The organism is Aquimarina sp. MAR_2010_214 (genome assembly GCF_002846555.1).
GTDB lineage: Bacteria > Bacteroidota > Bacteroidia > Flavobacteriales > Flavobacteriaceae > Aquimarina.
In genome coordinates this window covers 2,131,557-2,147,909 of the sequence record NZ_PJMS01000001.1, presented here as the reverse complement: position 1 = coordinate 2,147,909, position 16,353 = coordinate 2,131,557, and the positions used below count along the sequence as shown (strand labels likewise).

Annotated in this window: 16 protein-coding genes; 11 read left to right on the top strand and 5 right to left on the bottom strand. The window is 33.1% G+C overall.

What is annotated here, in order from left to right; all coding sequences use genetic code 11:
• The first annotated feature begins 1 nt into the window (after position 1).
• From ATE84_RS09015 to ATE84_RS08965, 11 genes are all read left to right on the top strand, one after another.
• Positions 2-370: a cupredoxin domain-containing protein gene (locus ATE84_RS09015; RefSeq protein ID WP_101447648.1), complete on the top strand. Its 369-nt coding sequence runs from the start codon at positions 2-4 to the stop codon at positions 368-370.
• A gap of 88 nt (positions 371-458) precedes the next feature.
• Entirely contained in the window at positions 459-1,184 is a 726-nt protein-coding gene (locus ATE84_RS09010; RefSeq protein WP_101447647.1) for a hypothetical protein, read from the top strand.
• A gap of 392 nt (positions 1,185-1,576) precedes the next feature.
• Positions 1,577-2,845 carry a kynureninase gene (kynU, locus tag ATE84_RS09005; RefSeq protein WP_101447646.1) on the top strand — a complete coding sequence of 423 codons (1,269 nt, stop codon included), beginning with the start codon at positions 1,577-1,579 and terminating at the stop codon, positions 2,843-2,845.
• Complete coding sequence (locus ATE84_RS09000) at positions 2,845-4,242, top strand: NAD(P)/FAD-dependent oxidoreductase (protein WP_101450946.1); 1,398 nt, start codon at positions 2,845-2,847, stop codon at positions 4,240-4,242. Before kynU ends, ATE84_RS09000 begins: the two co-directional genes overlap by 1 nt.
• A 90-nt stretch (positions 4,243-4,332) precedes the next feature.
• Positions 4,333-4,749, top strand: a complete 417-nt coding sequence (locus ATE84_RS08995; protein WP_101447645.1) for a RidA family protein — start codon at positions 4,333-4,335, stop codon at positions 4,747-4,749.
• Between the two features lie 31 nt (positions 4,750-4,780).
• Positions 4,781-5,548: an IclR family transcriptional regulator gene (locus ATE84_RS08990; protein ID WP_101447644.1), complete on the top strand. Its 768-nt coding sequence runs from the start codon at positions 4,781-4,783 to the stop codon at positions 5,546-5,548.
• An 18-nt stretch (positions 5,549-5,566) separates the two neighbouring features.
• Positions 5,567-7,009, top strand: coding sequence for an aldehyde dehydrogenase (locus ATE84_RS08985; RefSeq protein ID WP_101447643.1), 1,443 nt, complete (start codon positions 5,567-5,569; stop codon positions 7,007-7,009).
• Between the two features lie 30 nt (positions 7,010-7,039).
• A complete protein-coding gene (locus ATE84_RS08980) occupies positions 7,040-7,819 on the top strand; it encodes an SDR family oxidoreductase (RefSeq protein ID WP_101447642.1) in 780 nt (259 codons plus the stop codon).
• Between the two features lie 128 nt (positions 7,820-7,947).
• Positions 7,948-8,475 carry a 3-hydroxyanthranilate 3,4-dioxygenase gene (locus ATE84_RS08975; RefSeq protein WP_101447641.1) on the top strand — a complete coding sequence of 176 codons (528 nt, stop codon included), beginning with the start codon at positions 7,948-7,950 and terminating at the stop codon, positions 8,473-8,475.
• A 48-nt stretch (positions 8,476-8,523) separates the two neighbouring features.
• On the top strand, positions 8,524-9,621 hold the full coding sequence (locus ATE84_RS08970; protein WP_199176867.1) for an amidohydrolase family protein: 1,098 nt from the start codon (positions 8,524-8,526) through the stop codon (positions 9,619-9,621).
• A 56-nt stretch (positions 9,622-9,677) separates the two neighbouring features.
• Positions 9,678-10,319, top strand: a complete 642-nt coding sequence (locus ATE84_RS08965) for an O-methyltransferase (RefSeq protein ID WP_101447639.1) — start codon at positions 9,678-9,680, stop codon at positions 10,317-10,319.
• A gap of 67 nt (positions 10,320-10,386) precedes the next feature.
• Here the strand turns inward: ATE84_RS08965 and ATE84_RS08960 are convergent, their stop codons facing one another.
• The 5 genes from ATE84_RS08960 to ATE84_RS08940 form a co-directional block, all read right to left on the bottom strand.
• The gene (locus tag ATE84_RS08960; RefSeq protein WP_101447638.1) at positions 10,387-11,886 is read right to left on the bottom strand and encodes a S8/S53 family peptidase; all 1,500 of its coding nucleotides are present in this window, start codon (positions 11,884-11,886) and stop codon (positions 10,387-10,389) included.
• Between the two features lie 330 nt (positions 11,887-12,216).
• Positions 12,217-12,510: a twin-arginine translocase TatA/TatE family subunit gene (locus tag ATE84_RS08955; RefSeq protein WP_024768994.1), complete on the bottom strand. Its 294-nt coding sequence runs from the start codon at positions 12,508-12,510 to the stop codon at positions 12,217-12,219.
• A 92-nt stretch (positions 12,511-12,602) separates the two neighbouring features.
• Complete coding sequence (locus ATE84_RS08950) at positions 12,603-14,909, bottom strand: M1 family metallopeptidase (RefSeq protein WP_101447637.1); 2,307 nt, start codon at positions 14,907-14,909, stop codon at positions 12,603-12,605.
• Between the two features lie 64 nt (positions 14,910-14,973).
• A complete protein-coding gene (locus ATE84_RS08945) occupies positions 14,974-15,483 on the bottom strand; it encodes a DUF6702 family protein (RefSeq protein WP_101447636.1) in 510 nt (169 codons plus the stop codon).
• Positions 15,484-15,624: 141 nt separating this feature from the next.
• A complete protein-coding gene (locus ATE84_RS08940; protein ID WP_101447635.1) occupies positions 15,625-16,320 on the bottom strand; it encodes a hypothetical protein in 696 nt (231 codons plus the stop codon).
• Between the last annotated feature and the right edge of the window lie 33 nt (positions 16,321-16,353).

Here is a 16,353-nt window from a genome sequence, read left to right as displayed (position 1 = left end):
CATGAAAAAGTTAATTACAGTATTCTCATTTATTTTAGCAATCACGTTTAGCGCACAAGCACAAAAAGTAAAAAATGTTTCTCTAGAGCAAACCAAAGGAGAATTCACCCAAAAAGAAATAAAGTTATCAGAAGGAAGCTATGTATTCAATATTACCAACAACCATGCAGGAACAGATGTTGGATTTGTATTAGTTCCAGAAGGAAAAGATGCTTCTAATGCCGAAAATCATATCAAAACAGCATATGTAACTAAAGTAGTAGCCGAAGGAAAAACCGAAAGTTCTCAGACAGTTGCACTACAAAAAGGAACCTACACATATTTTTGTCCTTTAAATAAAACTCCTCAATATACTTTAATTGTAGAGTAGCTCTCTCTATCTTTTTTAAAACCTAAAACCTTGTTAATCTCGATTAGCAAGGTTTTTCTTTTTATATTTTAGCCAAAAATAACCCACAATGAAAAAAGTCTTAGTAATACTATCATGTATCTTATTATCTGTCTCGTGTAATACCAGCACTAAAAAAGAAAATAAATATGAGGAAGATATTGAAGTAAGAGACCCAAAGCCTGTGGTAGACAATACTCAAAAGAAAATTCCAACTACAGCAGAAGCAATTGCTAATGCAAACGGATTACAGCATTGGAACAAGGTAAAAGAAATTAAATTTACCTTTAATGTTGATCGAGACAGCACTCATTATGATAGGTCATGGAGTTGGAAACCAAAAAACGATATGGTAACCCTAACCTCTGAGCAAGATACTATAACTTACAACAGAACTCAATTAGATAGTATTTCTATTAAAGCAGATCAAAGATTCATTAATGACAAATATTGGTTATTAGCTCCTTTCAATCTTGTTTGGGATAAAGCAAGTTTTACTTCAAAACATGAAGTAAAAGCCATCGCTCCTATAAGTAATACTGAAATGCAGAAATTAACCATCGTGTATAAAAACAATGGAGGTTATACCCCTGGTGATGCTTATGACTTTTATTTTGAAGGAGATTTTAGCATTAAAGAATGGGTATTCAGAAAAGGGAATCAACCAGAGCCTTCTATGACTACTTCATGGGAAGATTACCAAAATTTTAATGGTATTAAAATTGCCAAAACCCATAAACTACACGAAGGAAATCGAAAGCTTTATTTCACAGGAATTGAAGTAATTACTGAATAAAAAACATTACTAGTTTTTCAAATCATTTATATTACTTCCTTATAACGTGAATTCGATGTAAGTATTTAGTTTAAAAAAGTCGTCAAATTGAGTGGTTTTTCATAGTGAAACGGAGAAAAATTGTATCGAAATTAGGCTTTTGCTTGAAAATTTACTTGTCTTCGATACAATTTTCTACCGAAAATCACTCTGACTGACGTAAATTTTCTTATGCCGAACTCACGTTTATAGAACCTTTCAAGATTTCTTTTAATGGGTTAATGCTATTCTACTAACACATACTATTTCTCCTAATTTGATCTTATACATATCAAAATTAAGTTTATTGCTTTTGGTATCATTTTATTTTTGTAAATTAGTGAAACACTGTTTCAATTATTAAAACGACTAAAATGACCATAGCATCAAAAGCTAGTTTAGAATACGCAAAAGAGCTTGATCAAAAAGACAAAATAGCACAATACAGAGATCAATTTCATATTCCAAAAGATGATAACGGAAAAGATTGGATATACATGTGTGGTAACTCTCTGGGGTTGCAACCAAAAACTACAAAGAAATACATCCAACAAGAACTTGAGGATTGGGCAAATTTTGGAGTAGAAGGTCATTTTGAAGCCAAAAATCCCTGGATGCCATATCATGAGTTTTTAACCGATACTATGGCAAAAGTGGTCGGAGCAAAACCCATAGAAGTAGTTATCATGAATACGTTAACTACCAATTTACATCTATTAATGGTGTCATTTTATCAACCCGATAAAACCAAATATAAGATTGTGATAGAGAGTGATGCGTTTCCTTCGGATCGGTATGCTGTAGAATCACAATTACGGTTTCACGGTTTTGATCCCAAAGAAGGATTAATAGAATGGAAACCGCGCTCAGGAGAAGAACTATTAAGACTAGAGGATTTAGAAACTATTCTTGATCAACAAGGTGACGAAATTGCTTTATTATTAATTGGAGGCTTAAATTATTATACTGGTCAATATCTGGATCTTAAGAAAATTGCTGATTTAGGGCATGCCAAAAACTGTATGGTAGGTATTGACTTAGCACATGGTGTTGGTAACATTCAGCCAGAATTACATGATTCTGGAGTCGATTTTGCTGCATGGTGTACTTACAAATATTTAAACTCTGGCCCTGGTAGTCTGGGAGGATTATTTGTTCATGAAAAACATGCATACAATAAAGATCTAAAACGTTTTTCCGGCTGGTGGAGTCATAATAAAAAAACTCGTTTCAACATGCGTCAGGAATTTGATGTTATGCCCGGTGCAGAAGGCTATCAATTAAGCAACCCTCCTATTTTATCTATGGCAGCGATTAAAGCTTCTCTAGATATTTTTAATGAGGTTGGAATGGTTGCTTTAAGAGAAAAGTCAAAAGCACTAACAGCATACTTCGAATTTTTAATTAATGAGATAGATACCGATAGAATCAAAATCATTACTCCCAAAAATCCAGAAGAAAGAGGGTGTCAATTATCTATTCAAGTTAAGAATGCAGATAAAAGTCTACATCAAAAACTTACAGATCATCATATTATTACAGATTGGAGGGAACCTGATGTTATTCGTTGTGCTCCAACACCACTATACAATAGTTTTGAAGATGTATACAGAATGATCGAAATATTAAAAACATTAGTATGATGCAAAAAGAAGAAAACATACTTATCATTGGTGCGGGTCTATGCGGTTCTCTCCTGGCATTAAGAATGGCACAAAGAGGATATCGTGTAACTGTTTATGAAAGCAGGCCTGATTTAAGAACTACCGATATCTCTGCAGGTCGTTCTATTAACCTCGCATTATCTGATCGAGGGTTAAAAGCCATGAAAATGGTTGGTATTGAAGATAAAGTAACTCCGTTTTGCATTCCTATGTATGGTAGATTAATTCATGATATTGAAGGAAATACATTTGCCTCTAACTATTCTGGAAGAAAAGGAAAATACATCAATTCTATTTCTAGAGGAGGTTTAAACGGGTTACTGTTAACTGAAGCAGAAAAATACGAGAATGTAACCATACATTTTAATAAAAAGTGCACTGGTGTCGACATCGAAAATACAGTTGCAAAATTTAAATGTTATACTACCAAAGAAAAATTTGAAGTACATGCAGATATTATCTTTGGTGCAGATGGCGCAGGTTCTGCTCTTAGAAAAAGTTATTATCTCGAGAAAAAGTTTTTGTTTAGCTACTCTCAGGATTACCTGACACATGGATATAAAGAATTAGAAATTCCTGCAGGTAAAATCGGGAATCATCAAATAAGCAAAGATCATTTACATATCTGGCCCCGTGGTGAATATATGCTTATTGCCTTGCCAAATTTAGATGGTAGTTTTACGGTAACCTTATTCTTATCCTATGATGAGGGTAAGTACAATTTCAATAATCTAACCAATATAGAAAAAGTTACTGAATTCTTTAAAACACAATTCCCAGATGCTCTTGATTTAATTCCGGATATTGATCATGAGTTTTTCAACAACCCAACAGGAGCATTAGGTACTGTAAAATGCTCACCATGGTACTACAAAGGAAAAACATTACTAATTGGAGATGCTGCACATGCAATTGTACCTTTTTATGGCCAGGGCATGAATGCTTCTTTTGAAGACGTAGTCGTTTTTGATGAAATTTTGGAACAACATCAGGGAGACTGGAATGCTACTTTTAAGGCATATCAGAAAGTAAGAAAAGAAGATACAGATGCCATTGCAGATTTAGCAATCGATAATTACTTCGAGATGCGTGATCATGTAGCTAACCCTTTATTTAAAGAAAAAAGAAAGCTGGAAATGGATTTAGAAAAAACATTCCCAGATACCTATTTCTCAAAATATTCTATGGTCACTTTTGATGAGAATATAGGATATGCCAGAGCCATGAAAATTGGTAGAGCACAGGACAAAGCTTTATTAAATCTAATTGCAGATCATGAAATTGATATATCAAAAGATTTAAAAAACATATTTGATCAGGTGCAACAAGAGACCAGTGAAATACTTGAAGAAGATAAAATTGCTGGATTAAAATAGATAAGAAAATCTAAGATTTCTAAATTAAAATGAATACGTAATAAATGAAAATTATAGATTCTCAATACTAACATTTCAACGCTATTAACCATGAACAAAGGAAAATTAATACACGGTAAAGCCACTCCAAGAGGCAAGTTTCCGCATGTAAAACGTGTTGGTGATTTTATATATGTTTCAGGTACAAGTTCCAGAAGACCAGATAATTCATTCGAAGGTGTAGAAGTAGATGAATTTGGAACAACAAATCTAGATATCAAAACACAAACAAAAGCTGTTCTTGAAAACATTAATGATATTTTAAAAGAAGAAGGTGCTAATCTAAAAGATATTGTCGATGTGACTTCTTTTTTAGTCAATATGAACGATTTTGGTGGTTATAATGAGGTCTATGCTCAATATTTTGATTATGACGGGCCAACAAGAACCACCGTAGCTGTACATCAATTGCCGCATCCTCATTTATTGGTAGAAATAAAGGTAGTTGCCTATAAAAAACAAAACTAAATAGTTTGCAATCAAAAAAATCAAGGTAATCATGAGTAATGCCACTGATAAAAAAATTCTAAATACTTCTGTTGAAAAAGCATTCAATATTCTAGACTGCTTTTCTACAGATACAATAGAATTGGGTGTTACCGAAATTGCAAAGCTAATGCACACTAATAAAAGTGCAGTATACAGGATGTTAGCAACTATGGAAGCTCTTAATGTAATTCAACAGAATACAGAAAATGGAAAGTATAGGCTAGGGCTTAAGTTATTCGAATTAGGACAAAAAGTAAGTATCAATAAAAATTTTATATCTAAGGCAAGACCATTCATGGAAGAATTGGTAAAACGTGCTGGCGAGACCGCTCATTTAGCTATTCATAAAAATCAAAAAGTATATTTCTTAGATAAAGTTGTAGGAAGGCACGATTTACAAATCAACTCACAAATTGGCACAGAAAGACCATTACATTGTACTGGATTAGGGAAAATTATGCTCGCGTTTGTAGAGCACGATTATAAAAAAATTATTAAAAATCTTGATTTAGAATCAGTCACTAAAAACACAATAACTGATAAACAAAAATTAATCACCGAAGTTGAGAATATTAAAAACAATGGTTTTGCTTTGGATCTGGAAGAAAATGAAATCGGATTAGTATGTGTTGCTGTTCCTGTTTTTAATACTAAAGGAAAGTTTATTGCCGCAATAAGTACTTCTGGTCCTTCGGCTAGATTTAATGAAAACGAAATTCAAACTTATACAGGAGATTTAAAACAAACGGCTGAGCAGTTAAAATACATTTTCAGTTAATTGAAAAATTAAGAACACATGAAAAAAATTAAAAACTATATTAATGGGGAGTTCAAAGCTCCTGTACAAGACCAGTGGATAGATAATTACAATCCATCTACTGGTGATATATATAGTTTAATTCCTAACTCTTCAGCTGCAGATGTACAGGTCGCTTATGAAGCCGCAGCACAAGCATTTCCTACTTGGTCAGAAACCCCATTACAACAACGTAGTGAAATCTTAGCCAGGATAGCCTCGTTGATAACAGAAAATTTGGATCAACTTGCTCAAGCAGAGGCTATAGATAATGGCAAACCTTTAAGCCTATCGACCAGTGTAGATATCCCAAGAGCGTCTTCTAACTTTCAATTTTTTGCGAATGCAATTACACAATTTGCAAGTGAAGCACATGAGAGCACAGGTTTAAATGCTATTAATTTTACCCTAAGACAATCTATAGGTGTAGTGGGTTGTATTTCTCCATGGAATTTACCACTCTATTTATTTACCTGGAAAATTGCTCCGGCATTGGCCGCTGGTAATACGGTAGTGGCCAAACCAAGTGAAATCACACCGATGACAGCCTATTTGCTAGGTGACATCTGCACTAAAGCAGGACTACCAAAAGGTGTTTTAAATATTGTTCATGGTTTAGGAAATACTACAGGACAGGCTATAATAGAACATCCGAATATTAAAGCTATCTCATTTACAGGAGGAACAGCAACAGGCGCACATATTGCCAAAACCGCTGCTCCAATGTTTAAAAAACTATCCCTTGAATTAGGAGGTAAAAATCCAAATTTGATTTTTGCAGACTGTGACTATGATAAAATGCTTAGTACAACAATAAGATCATCATTTGCCAATCAAGGACAAATATGTCTCTGTGGTTCTCGAATATTTATTGAACGAACTATTTATGATAAGTTTAAAACAGATTTTATCGCAAAAACCAAAGCATTAAAAGTTGGCGCTCCACTTGACCCAGAAACGAACTTAGGAGCATTAGTTTCAAAATCACATCTGGAAAAAGTAAAATCATATATCGATATCGCAAAAGAAGAAGGAGGCACTATTCTTTGTGGTGGTAATTATGTAACGGTAAATGGCTATGAAAAAGGGTATTATTTACAACCAACAATAATCGAAGTCAACTCTACAGATTGTAGATTGGCTCAAGAAGAAATTTTTGGGCCTGTGGTTACAATCATGCCATTTGACACCGATGATGAAGCTTTGGCCATGGCAAATGATGTACGCTACGGGTTATCCTGCACAATTTGGACAAATAACTTAAATAGAAGTATGCATTTAGCAAAACATATACAAGCTGGTATTGTTTGGATAAATACATGGATGATGCGTGATTTACGTACTGCATTTGGAGGCACTAAAGACTCTGGCGTTGGTAGAGAAGGTGGATTTGAGGCCTTAAGATTTTTTACCGAACCCAAAAATGTCTGTATACAATATTAAATAATAATATAAATTTTAGAAACATCTATAATGAATCTAAACCTAACTCATAAAAATGCATTAGTTTGCGGAAGTACTCAAGGTATTGGAAAAGCAACTGCCAAACAATTGGCCGAATTAGGAGCTAATATCACTTTAGTTGCCCGGAACGAAGAAAAACTTCAACATGTTCTAACAGAATTAGCAACAGATCAAGGGCAATCACATAATTATATCGTAGCAGATTTTCAGAATCCTGAAAGTTTACAACAAAAAATCTCTGCTGCACAGCAAGTTTTTCATATTTTAATAAATAATACCGGCGGACCTGCTGGAGGACCAGTATTTAATGCCTCTCTAAAAGAATTCGAACGCGCCTTTACCCAACACCTGAAATGTAATCATATCCTCGCACAAACTGTTGTACCTGGAATGAAAAAAGAAGGATATGGAAGAATAATCAATATTATTTCCACCTCGGTAAAACAACCATTGAATGGGTTAGGTGTTTCTAATACTATACGAGGTGCAGTTGCAAACTGGTCTAAAACATTAGCTAATGAGTTAGGTGCATTTGGAATTACTGTAAACAATATATTACCAGGTGCTACTGCAACAGAACGATTAAATGAAATTATTAATAATAAAGCAATAAAACTAGGTAAATCCATAGAAGAGGTTTCTAATACTATGAAAAATGAAGTCCCAACTAAACGATTTGCCGATCCAAAAGAAATAGCCAATGCTGTGGCATTTTTGGCATCAGAGGCTGCATCTTATATCAACGGAATAAACCTTCCTGTTGATGGAGGAAGGACAAAGTCCTTATAGTTAACTATTTATTATTACTAAATACCAATCAAAATAATTAAATTTAATACAAAATACTAATCAATTGTTTAAACTATAGTGCTAGTATTGAATCTATTAAAACAACACATCAAAATTAAAACAAGTATATGAGCAATCTAGTTTCACCATTAAATTTTAAAGCCTGGATAGACGAGCATCGTCATTTATTAAAACCTCCGGTTGGCAACAAATGTGTATGGAAAGATGGAGACTTTATCGTAATGGTAGTTGGAGGGCCAAACAATAGAAAAGATTATCATTATAATGAAACACCAGAGTTTTTCTATCAGGTAGAAGGCGATATGGTATTAAAAATAATAGATAATGGAGAACCTAAAGATGTTCATATCAAAGAAGGTGATATTTATCTATTACCACCCAAAGTTCCGCATTCTCCACAACGAGGAGCAAATACAGTTGGTTTGGTAATTGAATATCCCCGAGAAGAAAAAATGATGGATGCCTTGGAGTGGTATTGTGAAAATTGTAATACACAATTGTATAGAGAAGAGTTTGCATTAGATAATATAGAGACTGATATGCCTATAATTTTTGACACATATTATAGTGACAAAACAAAATGCACTTGTTCTAATTGCGGAAGTGTAATGGAAGCACCAAAAAAGAAAAAATAATAATCGATTAAAAAGATTCCTGTATAAGTAATAGGAATAACATCTATAATGAAAAGAAAACTTCGCATAAACGGTCATTCGCATTTACTGCCGTACCCAGAAGAGATTCCTCAGTTCATGAAAGACAAAGAGATTTTTTGGGTAGATGATGAACGTAAGTACATGTTACAAAAAGGGTGGAAACGCCCAGTTACTCACTCTAGCTTTTTTCTGGATGACAAGCTAGAATGGATGGAGCGCTATAAAATTGATCATGCAGTGGTACTAAACCTTTCTCAATTATACGGTAATGGTTTACGTCTCGAAGAAATGAAGCATGCATTACGGTTTCAAAATGATTATAATGCCCGCATACAACAAGATCATCCAGATAAGTTCTCTTGTGGTTTTGTAATACATCCAGGGTTTATTAATGGCGCACTATGGGAAATGGAACGCTGTGTAGAAGAATTAGGAATGCATGTACTATGCTTACCAACCCATTTTATGGATTCTATTGGCCAATGGCGATGTATTTTTGATGAGGAAAATGACCCTATTTTTGAACTAGCAGATAAATATAAATTAGCTATAGAAGTTCATCCCTATGATGGTGATAAAATGATCAAATTAGAAAATGTTTCCTGGCGTTTTCACTTGGTATGGATGCTTGCCCAATGTGGTGATGCTTATCACTTTTATACTCTTAACGGAATGCAAACTCGCTACCCAAATATAAGAACTTGCTTTGCTCATGGAGGGCAACTAGCACAAATGAATTTAGGAAGACGTATCCAGGGGTTTGATGGAAGACCGGACCTTTTTAAAGGAAAACAGCATCCACGAAAAGCTGTAGGTCATCCTAATATATACTTTGACACTTTGGTGCACGATACTGATTCATTAAAATTAACAGTAGAACGACAAGGTAGTAGGCAAGTTATTATGGGATTAGATGATCCATATCCGCTAGGAGAAATGGAAAGTGAGCCGCAATCTTCTTATCCTGGAAAAATACTGGATTTAGCATTGGAACGAAATATCATAACTACAGAAGAATATGATGATATCTGGGAAGATAATGTTTTACGTTGGTTATTTGGAGACAATGAAAAAGCAAAACAAGATTTGATTGATAAAATTTTAGGTAAAGAAAAAGTTCATTAGGAAAATCAAAAATCGTTATAAAACATTCTAATTTTATACCTAAAAAATAAATAACTATGCACTTCATCCCAGAAGCACTAGACACTTATGTAGTAGATCATACTCAAAAAGAACCTGAATTACTACAACAACTTCAGAGAGAAACTTACCAAAAAGTTCTTCAACCACGTATGCTTAGCGGCCCTTATCAAGGACGTGTTTTGAGTATGCTATCCAAACTTATTCACCCAAAAAACATATTAGAAATAGGAACATATACAGGGTATTCTGCTATATGTCTAGCCGAAGGAATGCAAAAAGATGGAGAATTGCATACTATTGACATTAATGAGGAGTTAGAAGATTTTCAAAGAAAATATTTTGACCTTTCTCCTTACGGAAAACAAATTCATCAACATATTGGTGATGCTACCGAAATTATTCCAAATCTGGATATGAAATTTGATCTGGTATTTATAGATGCTGATAAACCTAATTACCCTACTTATTTTGAATTGATTATTAATAAAATGAATTCTGGAGGTGTGATTTTATCTGATAATGTACTGTGGAATGGCAAAGTAATCGAAAAAGTTGACGACGAAGATATTTCAACAAAAGCACTTTTAGAATACAATACACTTTTGGTTGAAGATAAGCGAATAGAAACTGTATTATTACCTATTAGAGATGGGTTAACTATTAGCAGAGTATTATAATTTCTGATAAAACATAAGACTGTAATGTTTAGATATTACAGTCTTATGTTTTTATATTTTATCTATTTTATTGAACCGCTTTTAAAGCATCAATATTACCATAACCAAATTTAGAATTACGATTAGGATAGAATTCCCCTGCTCTCTTTAACTTATCAAGCACTTGATTTCTAGATATATTAGGATTACGTGCCCATACCAAAGCTGCGATTCCTGCTGCAGTAGCTGTTGCTATAGAAGACCCTCCTACATAAGCTTGAGTTCCTGTATTAAACCCTAATACGGGTACATTTCTATTAGAATCTCCTGCTCTTTGCATTACGATGGTAAAATCAATTTTACTCCCATCATGACAGATATTACAGCGATTATATCCATTATCTTTTATTCCTGTAACCGCAACAGTCTCTGACATACTTGCCGGAAAAATAACACCATACCAATTTGTAAACGTAGTCGAAGTTCCTCCAGCAGCAATTATCATTTTTCCTTTTCCGTAAGCGTATTTTACAGCATCTTTTACATTACCTATAGACCAAGGATATCCAACAGACATAGAAATAATTTTAACATCCCCTCTTTTCCCTAGTCCTTTTAGAGCATTACTAACCCCTTTGCGTTCATGATAATCATTTAACACCACATCTTCTGTCCCTCTATAAGCAACCAAGTTACAATTATATGCTACACCTAGTGGCATAAAATCATCATTACGTGGTGACGCTATTACTGATGCCATAGAAGTTCCATGACCACATTTATCATTTGGGCCATCAAGATTATTAGACCACCACCATGGAGAGTCGATAAAAGTTCCAAATCGTTGTACAAATCTTCCATTAGAAGCTCCATCGTTAAACCCATTACCAAGTAAATTCTGACTTGCAGAAATTCCTGTATCAATCAAACCAACAGTAATACCTGCCCCTGTACTATAATTCCAGGCCTGTGGTACTTTATGAACATCAAAATTCCAAGGTAATCGTGCATTAGGTGAAATTACTCTATAATCCCCGCTATTTATAGATTCCCCACTTTTACTACACCCAGCAGATTTCTGTTGGTTTGAAATATCTTCTTGCAAGTAAAAACCGTATCCTATTGGATCCAAATAACGAATTTGATCTGCTTTTTGTAAGGATTTAATGGTCTCTAAACTAGTAACTTTCACATCAGTTACATTAAGTATTTCATCTTCAGACACTACAGAACTAGATTTACTCGCTCCCTCTTTAGACTGTATAATATGATATACATTTTCTCTTGCCTTATTAAGTCTAGATGACTTTTTGCTAGAGAAACTTTCTCCTTTTTCTCCATAACCAACACTTAAAACTTCTCCTCCATGTACTACAGCACTCCACAACACAACCGATGGTGCTTTCATCCAGTTTACATCACCATTTTGTTTTAATTCGCCTTCGATATACTTATTAACTTCTGATACAGAAAGTGTTTTTTGAGATTCAGAAATTTCAGAATTTGGTTCTACAATTTCATTTGGATTTTCTTTAGAGCAAGAAAATACAAAAATTAGTCCTAAGGTTAGAAGAGTAATTTTTTTCATTTTTAGAATACGCTTTTAAGAGTTTGTGTGTAAATGGTAATTTTGCAAAAACCACAAATAATTATCATTTTGATAACTTCATGACTAATGTATTAAATTATATTCAAATATTTTACATTTAAATTATCATATAATCACAAAAAACATCATTATTATGCTTGCATAGGACTAAAAAAGAATATTAAAAATTTATAAAAAGTCAATGTTCACGGGGAGTTTAATCGTTTGCTAATAAAAATATCTCAAAAAAATATTCATTTTTTTGAATATTAATCAGAATTTACAAGGAGAAATAAACAAAAAAATAAGTTTACGAAAGGATATCGCAATTTAGAATTTGCGTTTTATTGGACCAGTAACTTTATCAATATCATCTTTGACCTGATCGATCTCTTTTTTTATATCAGATGTAATAGAAGTAGGAATATCGGTATCAATACCGTGCTTTTCTGCACTTTTGGTGATCTCGGTTTTGATATCATTGGTAGCGTCTTTAACTATACGCATCCCTTTACCTAACCCTCGCGCAATCTCGGGAATTTTATCTGCTCCAAACACCATTACCAATATAAAAACAATAAAGGCTATTTCGGTTCCGCTAATAAATAAAGGTAAAGTTGTCATAACATTGCAAATATAATCAATATTGTGTAAAAAAACCATCCCAAAAAGACTTCGGGATGGCTTTTATTTATCTTTAGTAATAGAACAAATTATTACCCTTTCACTTTGCTTTTAAATTGCTCGAATTTTCCTTGTTTCTTTCTTTTTGGCCAACTGTTATTAGAAGTATCAATATCTGCGGTTTCTTGTTTAGGATCAACCACTATCTTAGAAATTGCTTTCTCAGAAGCAACAGCTCTTTTCACTTGACTATCGTTCTTTCTCCAAATCTCTGCAGGATACGTTATAGTTTCTTTTGTTCCGTCTTCATAAGTGTATTCAACAATCAATGGCATTACAAGTCCGCCTGGCTTCTCAAAAGTAATTTCATAGAAAAATTTAGGTTCTTTAAGTTTTTTTCTTTCTTCTATAGAAAAATTATCCATTAGATATGCTTTTAAGGTTTTGGCATCACTAATAATATTTCCGTTCTTTTTGATTTTCTCATATTCTTCAGTTCCTTCTTTTACCATATATACAAGTGGCCCTAGATCTTCTATTTTAGCACCTACAGAAGCTGCATAATCTTTTACTTCCTTATTTGGTTCTTTAGAAACCACATATTTCTTCACTTCTTTCACTCCGATATCTGTATAGTCTGTAGTATAGAACCACCCTCTCCAAAACCAATCTAAATCAAAAGCAGAAGCATCTTCCATAGTTCTAAAAAAGTCTTCTGGTGTTGGGTGTTTAAACATCCATCGTTGAGCATATGTTCTAAATGAATAATCAAAAAGATCCCTACCCATTACAGTTTCTCTCAAAATATTTAAACCTGTTGCTGGTTTTGAATAGGCATTAGGTCCAAATTGGTGAATGTTATTGGATTGAGACATAATTGGTGACAGGAAATTTTGATTTCCACTCATATAAGGCACAATTTTTCGTGCAGGTCCGCGACGAGATGGATACTTTTTGTCTTGTCCTAATGCTTTTGGATACCATTCTCCAAAATCTTGTTCGGCAACGTATTGTATAAAAGTATTAAGACCTTCATCCATCCAAGTCCATTGGCGCTCATCACTATTTACAATCATTGGAAAAAAGTTATGGCCTACTTCGTGTATAATAACACTCATCATTCCATATTTTACACGATCGCTATAGCTACCATCAGGTTTTGGTCTTCCGTAGTTCCAGCAAATCATAGGATATTCCATTCCTTGATTTTTTGCATGTACAGAGATTGCCTTGTGATAAGGGTAATCAAAAGTCATTCGGCTATACGATTTTAATGTACTGGCAACTACTTTTGTTGACCAATCTTCCCAAAGAGGGTTTCCTTCTTTAGGATACATTGAAACAGCCATTATATTTTTTCCTCCAATTTTAACCGCCATCATATCCCAAATAAATCTTCTGGAAGTAGCAAAACCAAAGTCACGTACATTTTCGGCTTTTAATTTCCATGTTTTCTTATTTTCAGAAAATGTCTTTTCTTTTGCTATAGCTTCTTTTTGGGTAACAATAACAACTGGTTTATTATATGATTTCTTTGCTGCTTCATAGCGACTCATCATATCTTTTGTAAATACTTCTTTTCTATTCACTAATACTCCGGTTCCATCCAAAATATGATCTGCAGGAACGGTAATATTTACTTCGAAGTTACCAAATGGTAATGCAAATTCTCCTCTACCCCAAAACTGGTGGTTTTGCCATCCTTCAACATCATTATATACAGCCATACGAGGGTAAAATTGAGCGATAACATATGCTCTGTTTCCATCTTCGAATTCTTCATATCCAGATCTACCTCTACCATTTACATGATCATTAATGTTATACCACCAATCAATTGAGAATACAAACTTCTCACCAGATGCCAAATCTTTAGGCATCTCTATACGCATCATCGTTCTATTGATTGTATATTTAAGTGGACTTCCATTGCTACCTTTTACAGCAGTAATATTAAATCCACCATCAAAAGGTTCTGCAAGGAATTTAGTTAAAAAACCTTCAGGGGTAGTTGCTGGATCAACTCCATTTGCTTGAATTAAAGGAGTCTTAGAGTCTTTAGCTCGCATATTCTGATCTAATTGCACCCAAAGAAATTCTAAATTATCAGGTGAATTATTAGTATATGTAATTGTCTCTTTTCCAGAAAGTTTCTTGTTTTTATCATCAAGTTCAATATCCATTTTATAATCAGCTTGTTGCTGATAATATGCTGGACCTGGAGCCCCAGAACCTGTTCTATACATATTCGGAGTTGCAAACTCGTCATACATTTGTTTAAATTTGTTCTGATTAGTATGTCCTAATTCACGAACATTTTTAGCCTCTTCTTGATTTTGAGCATATGAAATACCTGATATCAAAAAAGTCACCGAAAGGACTAAAAGTATTTTTTTCATCGTAATGGTTTTGAATTTAATGTTATGATTTCGCAAAATAATTGTTTTTTTAAAGTTTAGTGATTTATTCACTAAATTTTAACACCTCTATGCCTTTTTCCTTCTCAATTATAAGGCTTTTGCGTTGATTTCCTTTTTTAACATGAACAATATTCTGTTGCTCTTCAAAAAGATCCATCAAAACTTGATTTGTGATTTCTATAGTTTCTAAAGATGTAATATTTTCTATTTCCAGATAACAAATGATAAGATCATCTTCATATTCCTTTCCTAAAAATGTAAAAGAAACTTCCTTTCCATTCACTACAAATCGTAGTTTTTGATTAAGATATGTTGTCAAATTTTTATCTACTCCCGGGCTTTCTTCATCTTTATCCAAATTAGTAGACTCATCGTATCGTTGTTTTAGAAGTTCTTCTATATCATCAACAAAAATCCTAGAAATAATCTGTAATGACTGCTGTTTTGCATTATAATCTACTTGAGTTACACTTACATAAAATTTATGTACTGTTTCAAAAGAGCTTAGTGGAGCAGACATCACAAAAAGTAAGAGCAGTATGATTTTATTCATTATTTGAAATTTGTAAAGCGTTAAATGTAACTAATTTTAATGTTATGCATTAAAAAATTATGCCAAACTTCAAATCATTAGAAATAAAGAGTTAAAATCTGTTTTCATATTAATAAAATTTAGTTATCCCCAGAAATATATTCATTGTTTGTTCACCATAAATTCTTTTCGTTTATCTGAGAATATTTTTAATACAACATTGTGATTTTCTTTACTAAATTCATATTGAATATTACTCGTCTGAATACAGAATAATAAAAAGTCATATATTTTCTCTTTTGGAAGGTTATATACCGAGGATAAAAATTGTTTTCCATAAAAATCCTGAATAATCTCTAAACTATTATTTTCTTTATCTAATTTTCTTGTTGTTTTTAAGGTTTTATAATATCCAGATAGATTTTTATAAGTTGCTTCAATATCTAGTCGAAATCCTATACCATAAAACATAACAGCTTTATGCATTGGTATAATTTCCTCCATCTGAATTCCGTCATAAACAGGTATTCCAACATCCTCAGGATTTAACAATTCTTCGGTCTTTATATCCTTAATATCGGTATTCAAATTACCCGATAATTGTACTCCTACAATTACTTCATCTAATTCATTAAGGTTTTCTTTAAGCGTAAAACTAAATTCTTTATTCTCATACATGTTTTTATTCACTACAACAACCTTTAGATCATATTGAACAGATGAAATAACAAATACATCTCCAATAGTTCCTTCTATAAAGAAAACTCCTTCTTTGTTTGTAATAGTAAATAAATTGGCTGTTTTATTAATGATATGAATTCCTTCTGAACTCTCATTTTCTATTACCCCCTTTATCATTTTTCTTTGGCAGAAAACCGAAAGAAAGAAGAA

Bases quoted from the DNA above. Each gene is read 5' to 3' on its own strand.
- ATE84_RS09015 (WP_101447648.1), top strand. From the start codon at position 2: ATGAAAAAGTTAATTACAGTATTCTCATTTATTTTAGCAATCACGTTT.
- ATE84_RS09010 (WP_101447647.1), top strand. From the start codon at position 459: ATGAAAAAAGTCTTAGTAATACTATCATGTATCTTATTATCTGTCTCG.
- kynU (WP_101447646.1), top strand. From the start codon at position 1,577: ATGACCATAGCATCAAAAGCTAGTTTAGAATACGCAAAAGAGCTTGAT.
- ATE84_RS09000 (WP_101450946.1), top strand. From the start codon at position 2,845: ATGCAAAAAGAAGAAAACATACTTATCATTGGTGCGGGTCTATGCGGT.
- ATE84_RS08995 (WP_101447645.1), top strand. From the start codon at position 4,333: ATGAACAAAGGAAAATTAATACACGGTAAAGCCACTCCAAGAGGCAAG.
- ATE84_RS08990 (WP_101447644.1), top strand. From the start codon at position 4,781: ATGAGTAATGCCACTGATAAAAAAATTCTAAATACTTCTGTTGAAAAA.
- ATE84_RS08985 (WP_101447643.1), top strand. From the start codon at position 5,567: ATGAAAAAAATTAAAAACTATATTAATGGGGAGTTCAAAGCTCCTGTA.
- ATE84_RS08980 (WP_101447642.1), top strand. From the start codon at position 7,040: ATGAATCTAAACCTAACTCATAAAAATGCATTAGTTTGCGGAAGTACT.
- ATE84_RS08975 (WP_101447641.1), top strand. From the start codon at position 7,948: ATGAGCAATCTAGTTTCACCATTAAATTTTAAAGCCTGGATAGACGAG.
- ATE84_RS08970 (WP_199176867.1), top strand. From the start codon at position 8,524: ATGAAAAGAAAACTTCGCATAAACGGTCATTCGCATTTACTGCCGTAC.
- ATE84_RS08965 (WP_101447639.1), top strand. From the start codon at position 9,678: ATGCACTTCATCCCAGAAGCACTAGACACTTATGTAGTAGATCATACT.
- ATE84_RS08960 (WP_101447638.1), bottom strand. From the start codon at position 11,886: ATGAAAAAAATTACTCTTCTAACCTTAGGACTAATTTTTGTATTTTCT.
- ATE84_RS08955 (WP_024768994.1), bottom strand. From the start codon at position 12,510: ATGACAACTTTACCTTTATTTATTAGCGGAACCGAAATAGCCTTTATT.
- ATE84_RS08950 (WP_101447637.1), bottom strand. From the start codon at position 14,909: ATGAAAAAAATACTTTTAGTCCTTTCGGTGACTTTTTTGATATCAGGT.
- ATE84_RS08945 (WP_101447636.1), bottom strand. From the start codon at position 15,483: ATGAATAAAATCATACTGCTCTTACTTTTTGTGATGTCTGCTCCACTA.
- ATE84_RS08940 (WP_101447635.1), bottom strand. From the start codon at position 16,320: ATGATAAAGGGGGTAATAGAAAATGAGAGTTCAGAAGGAATTCATATC.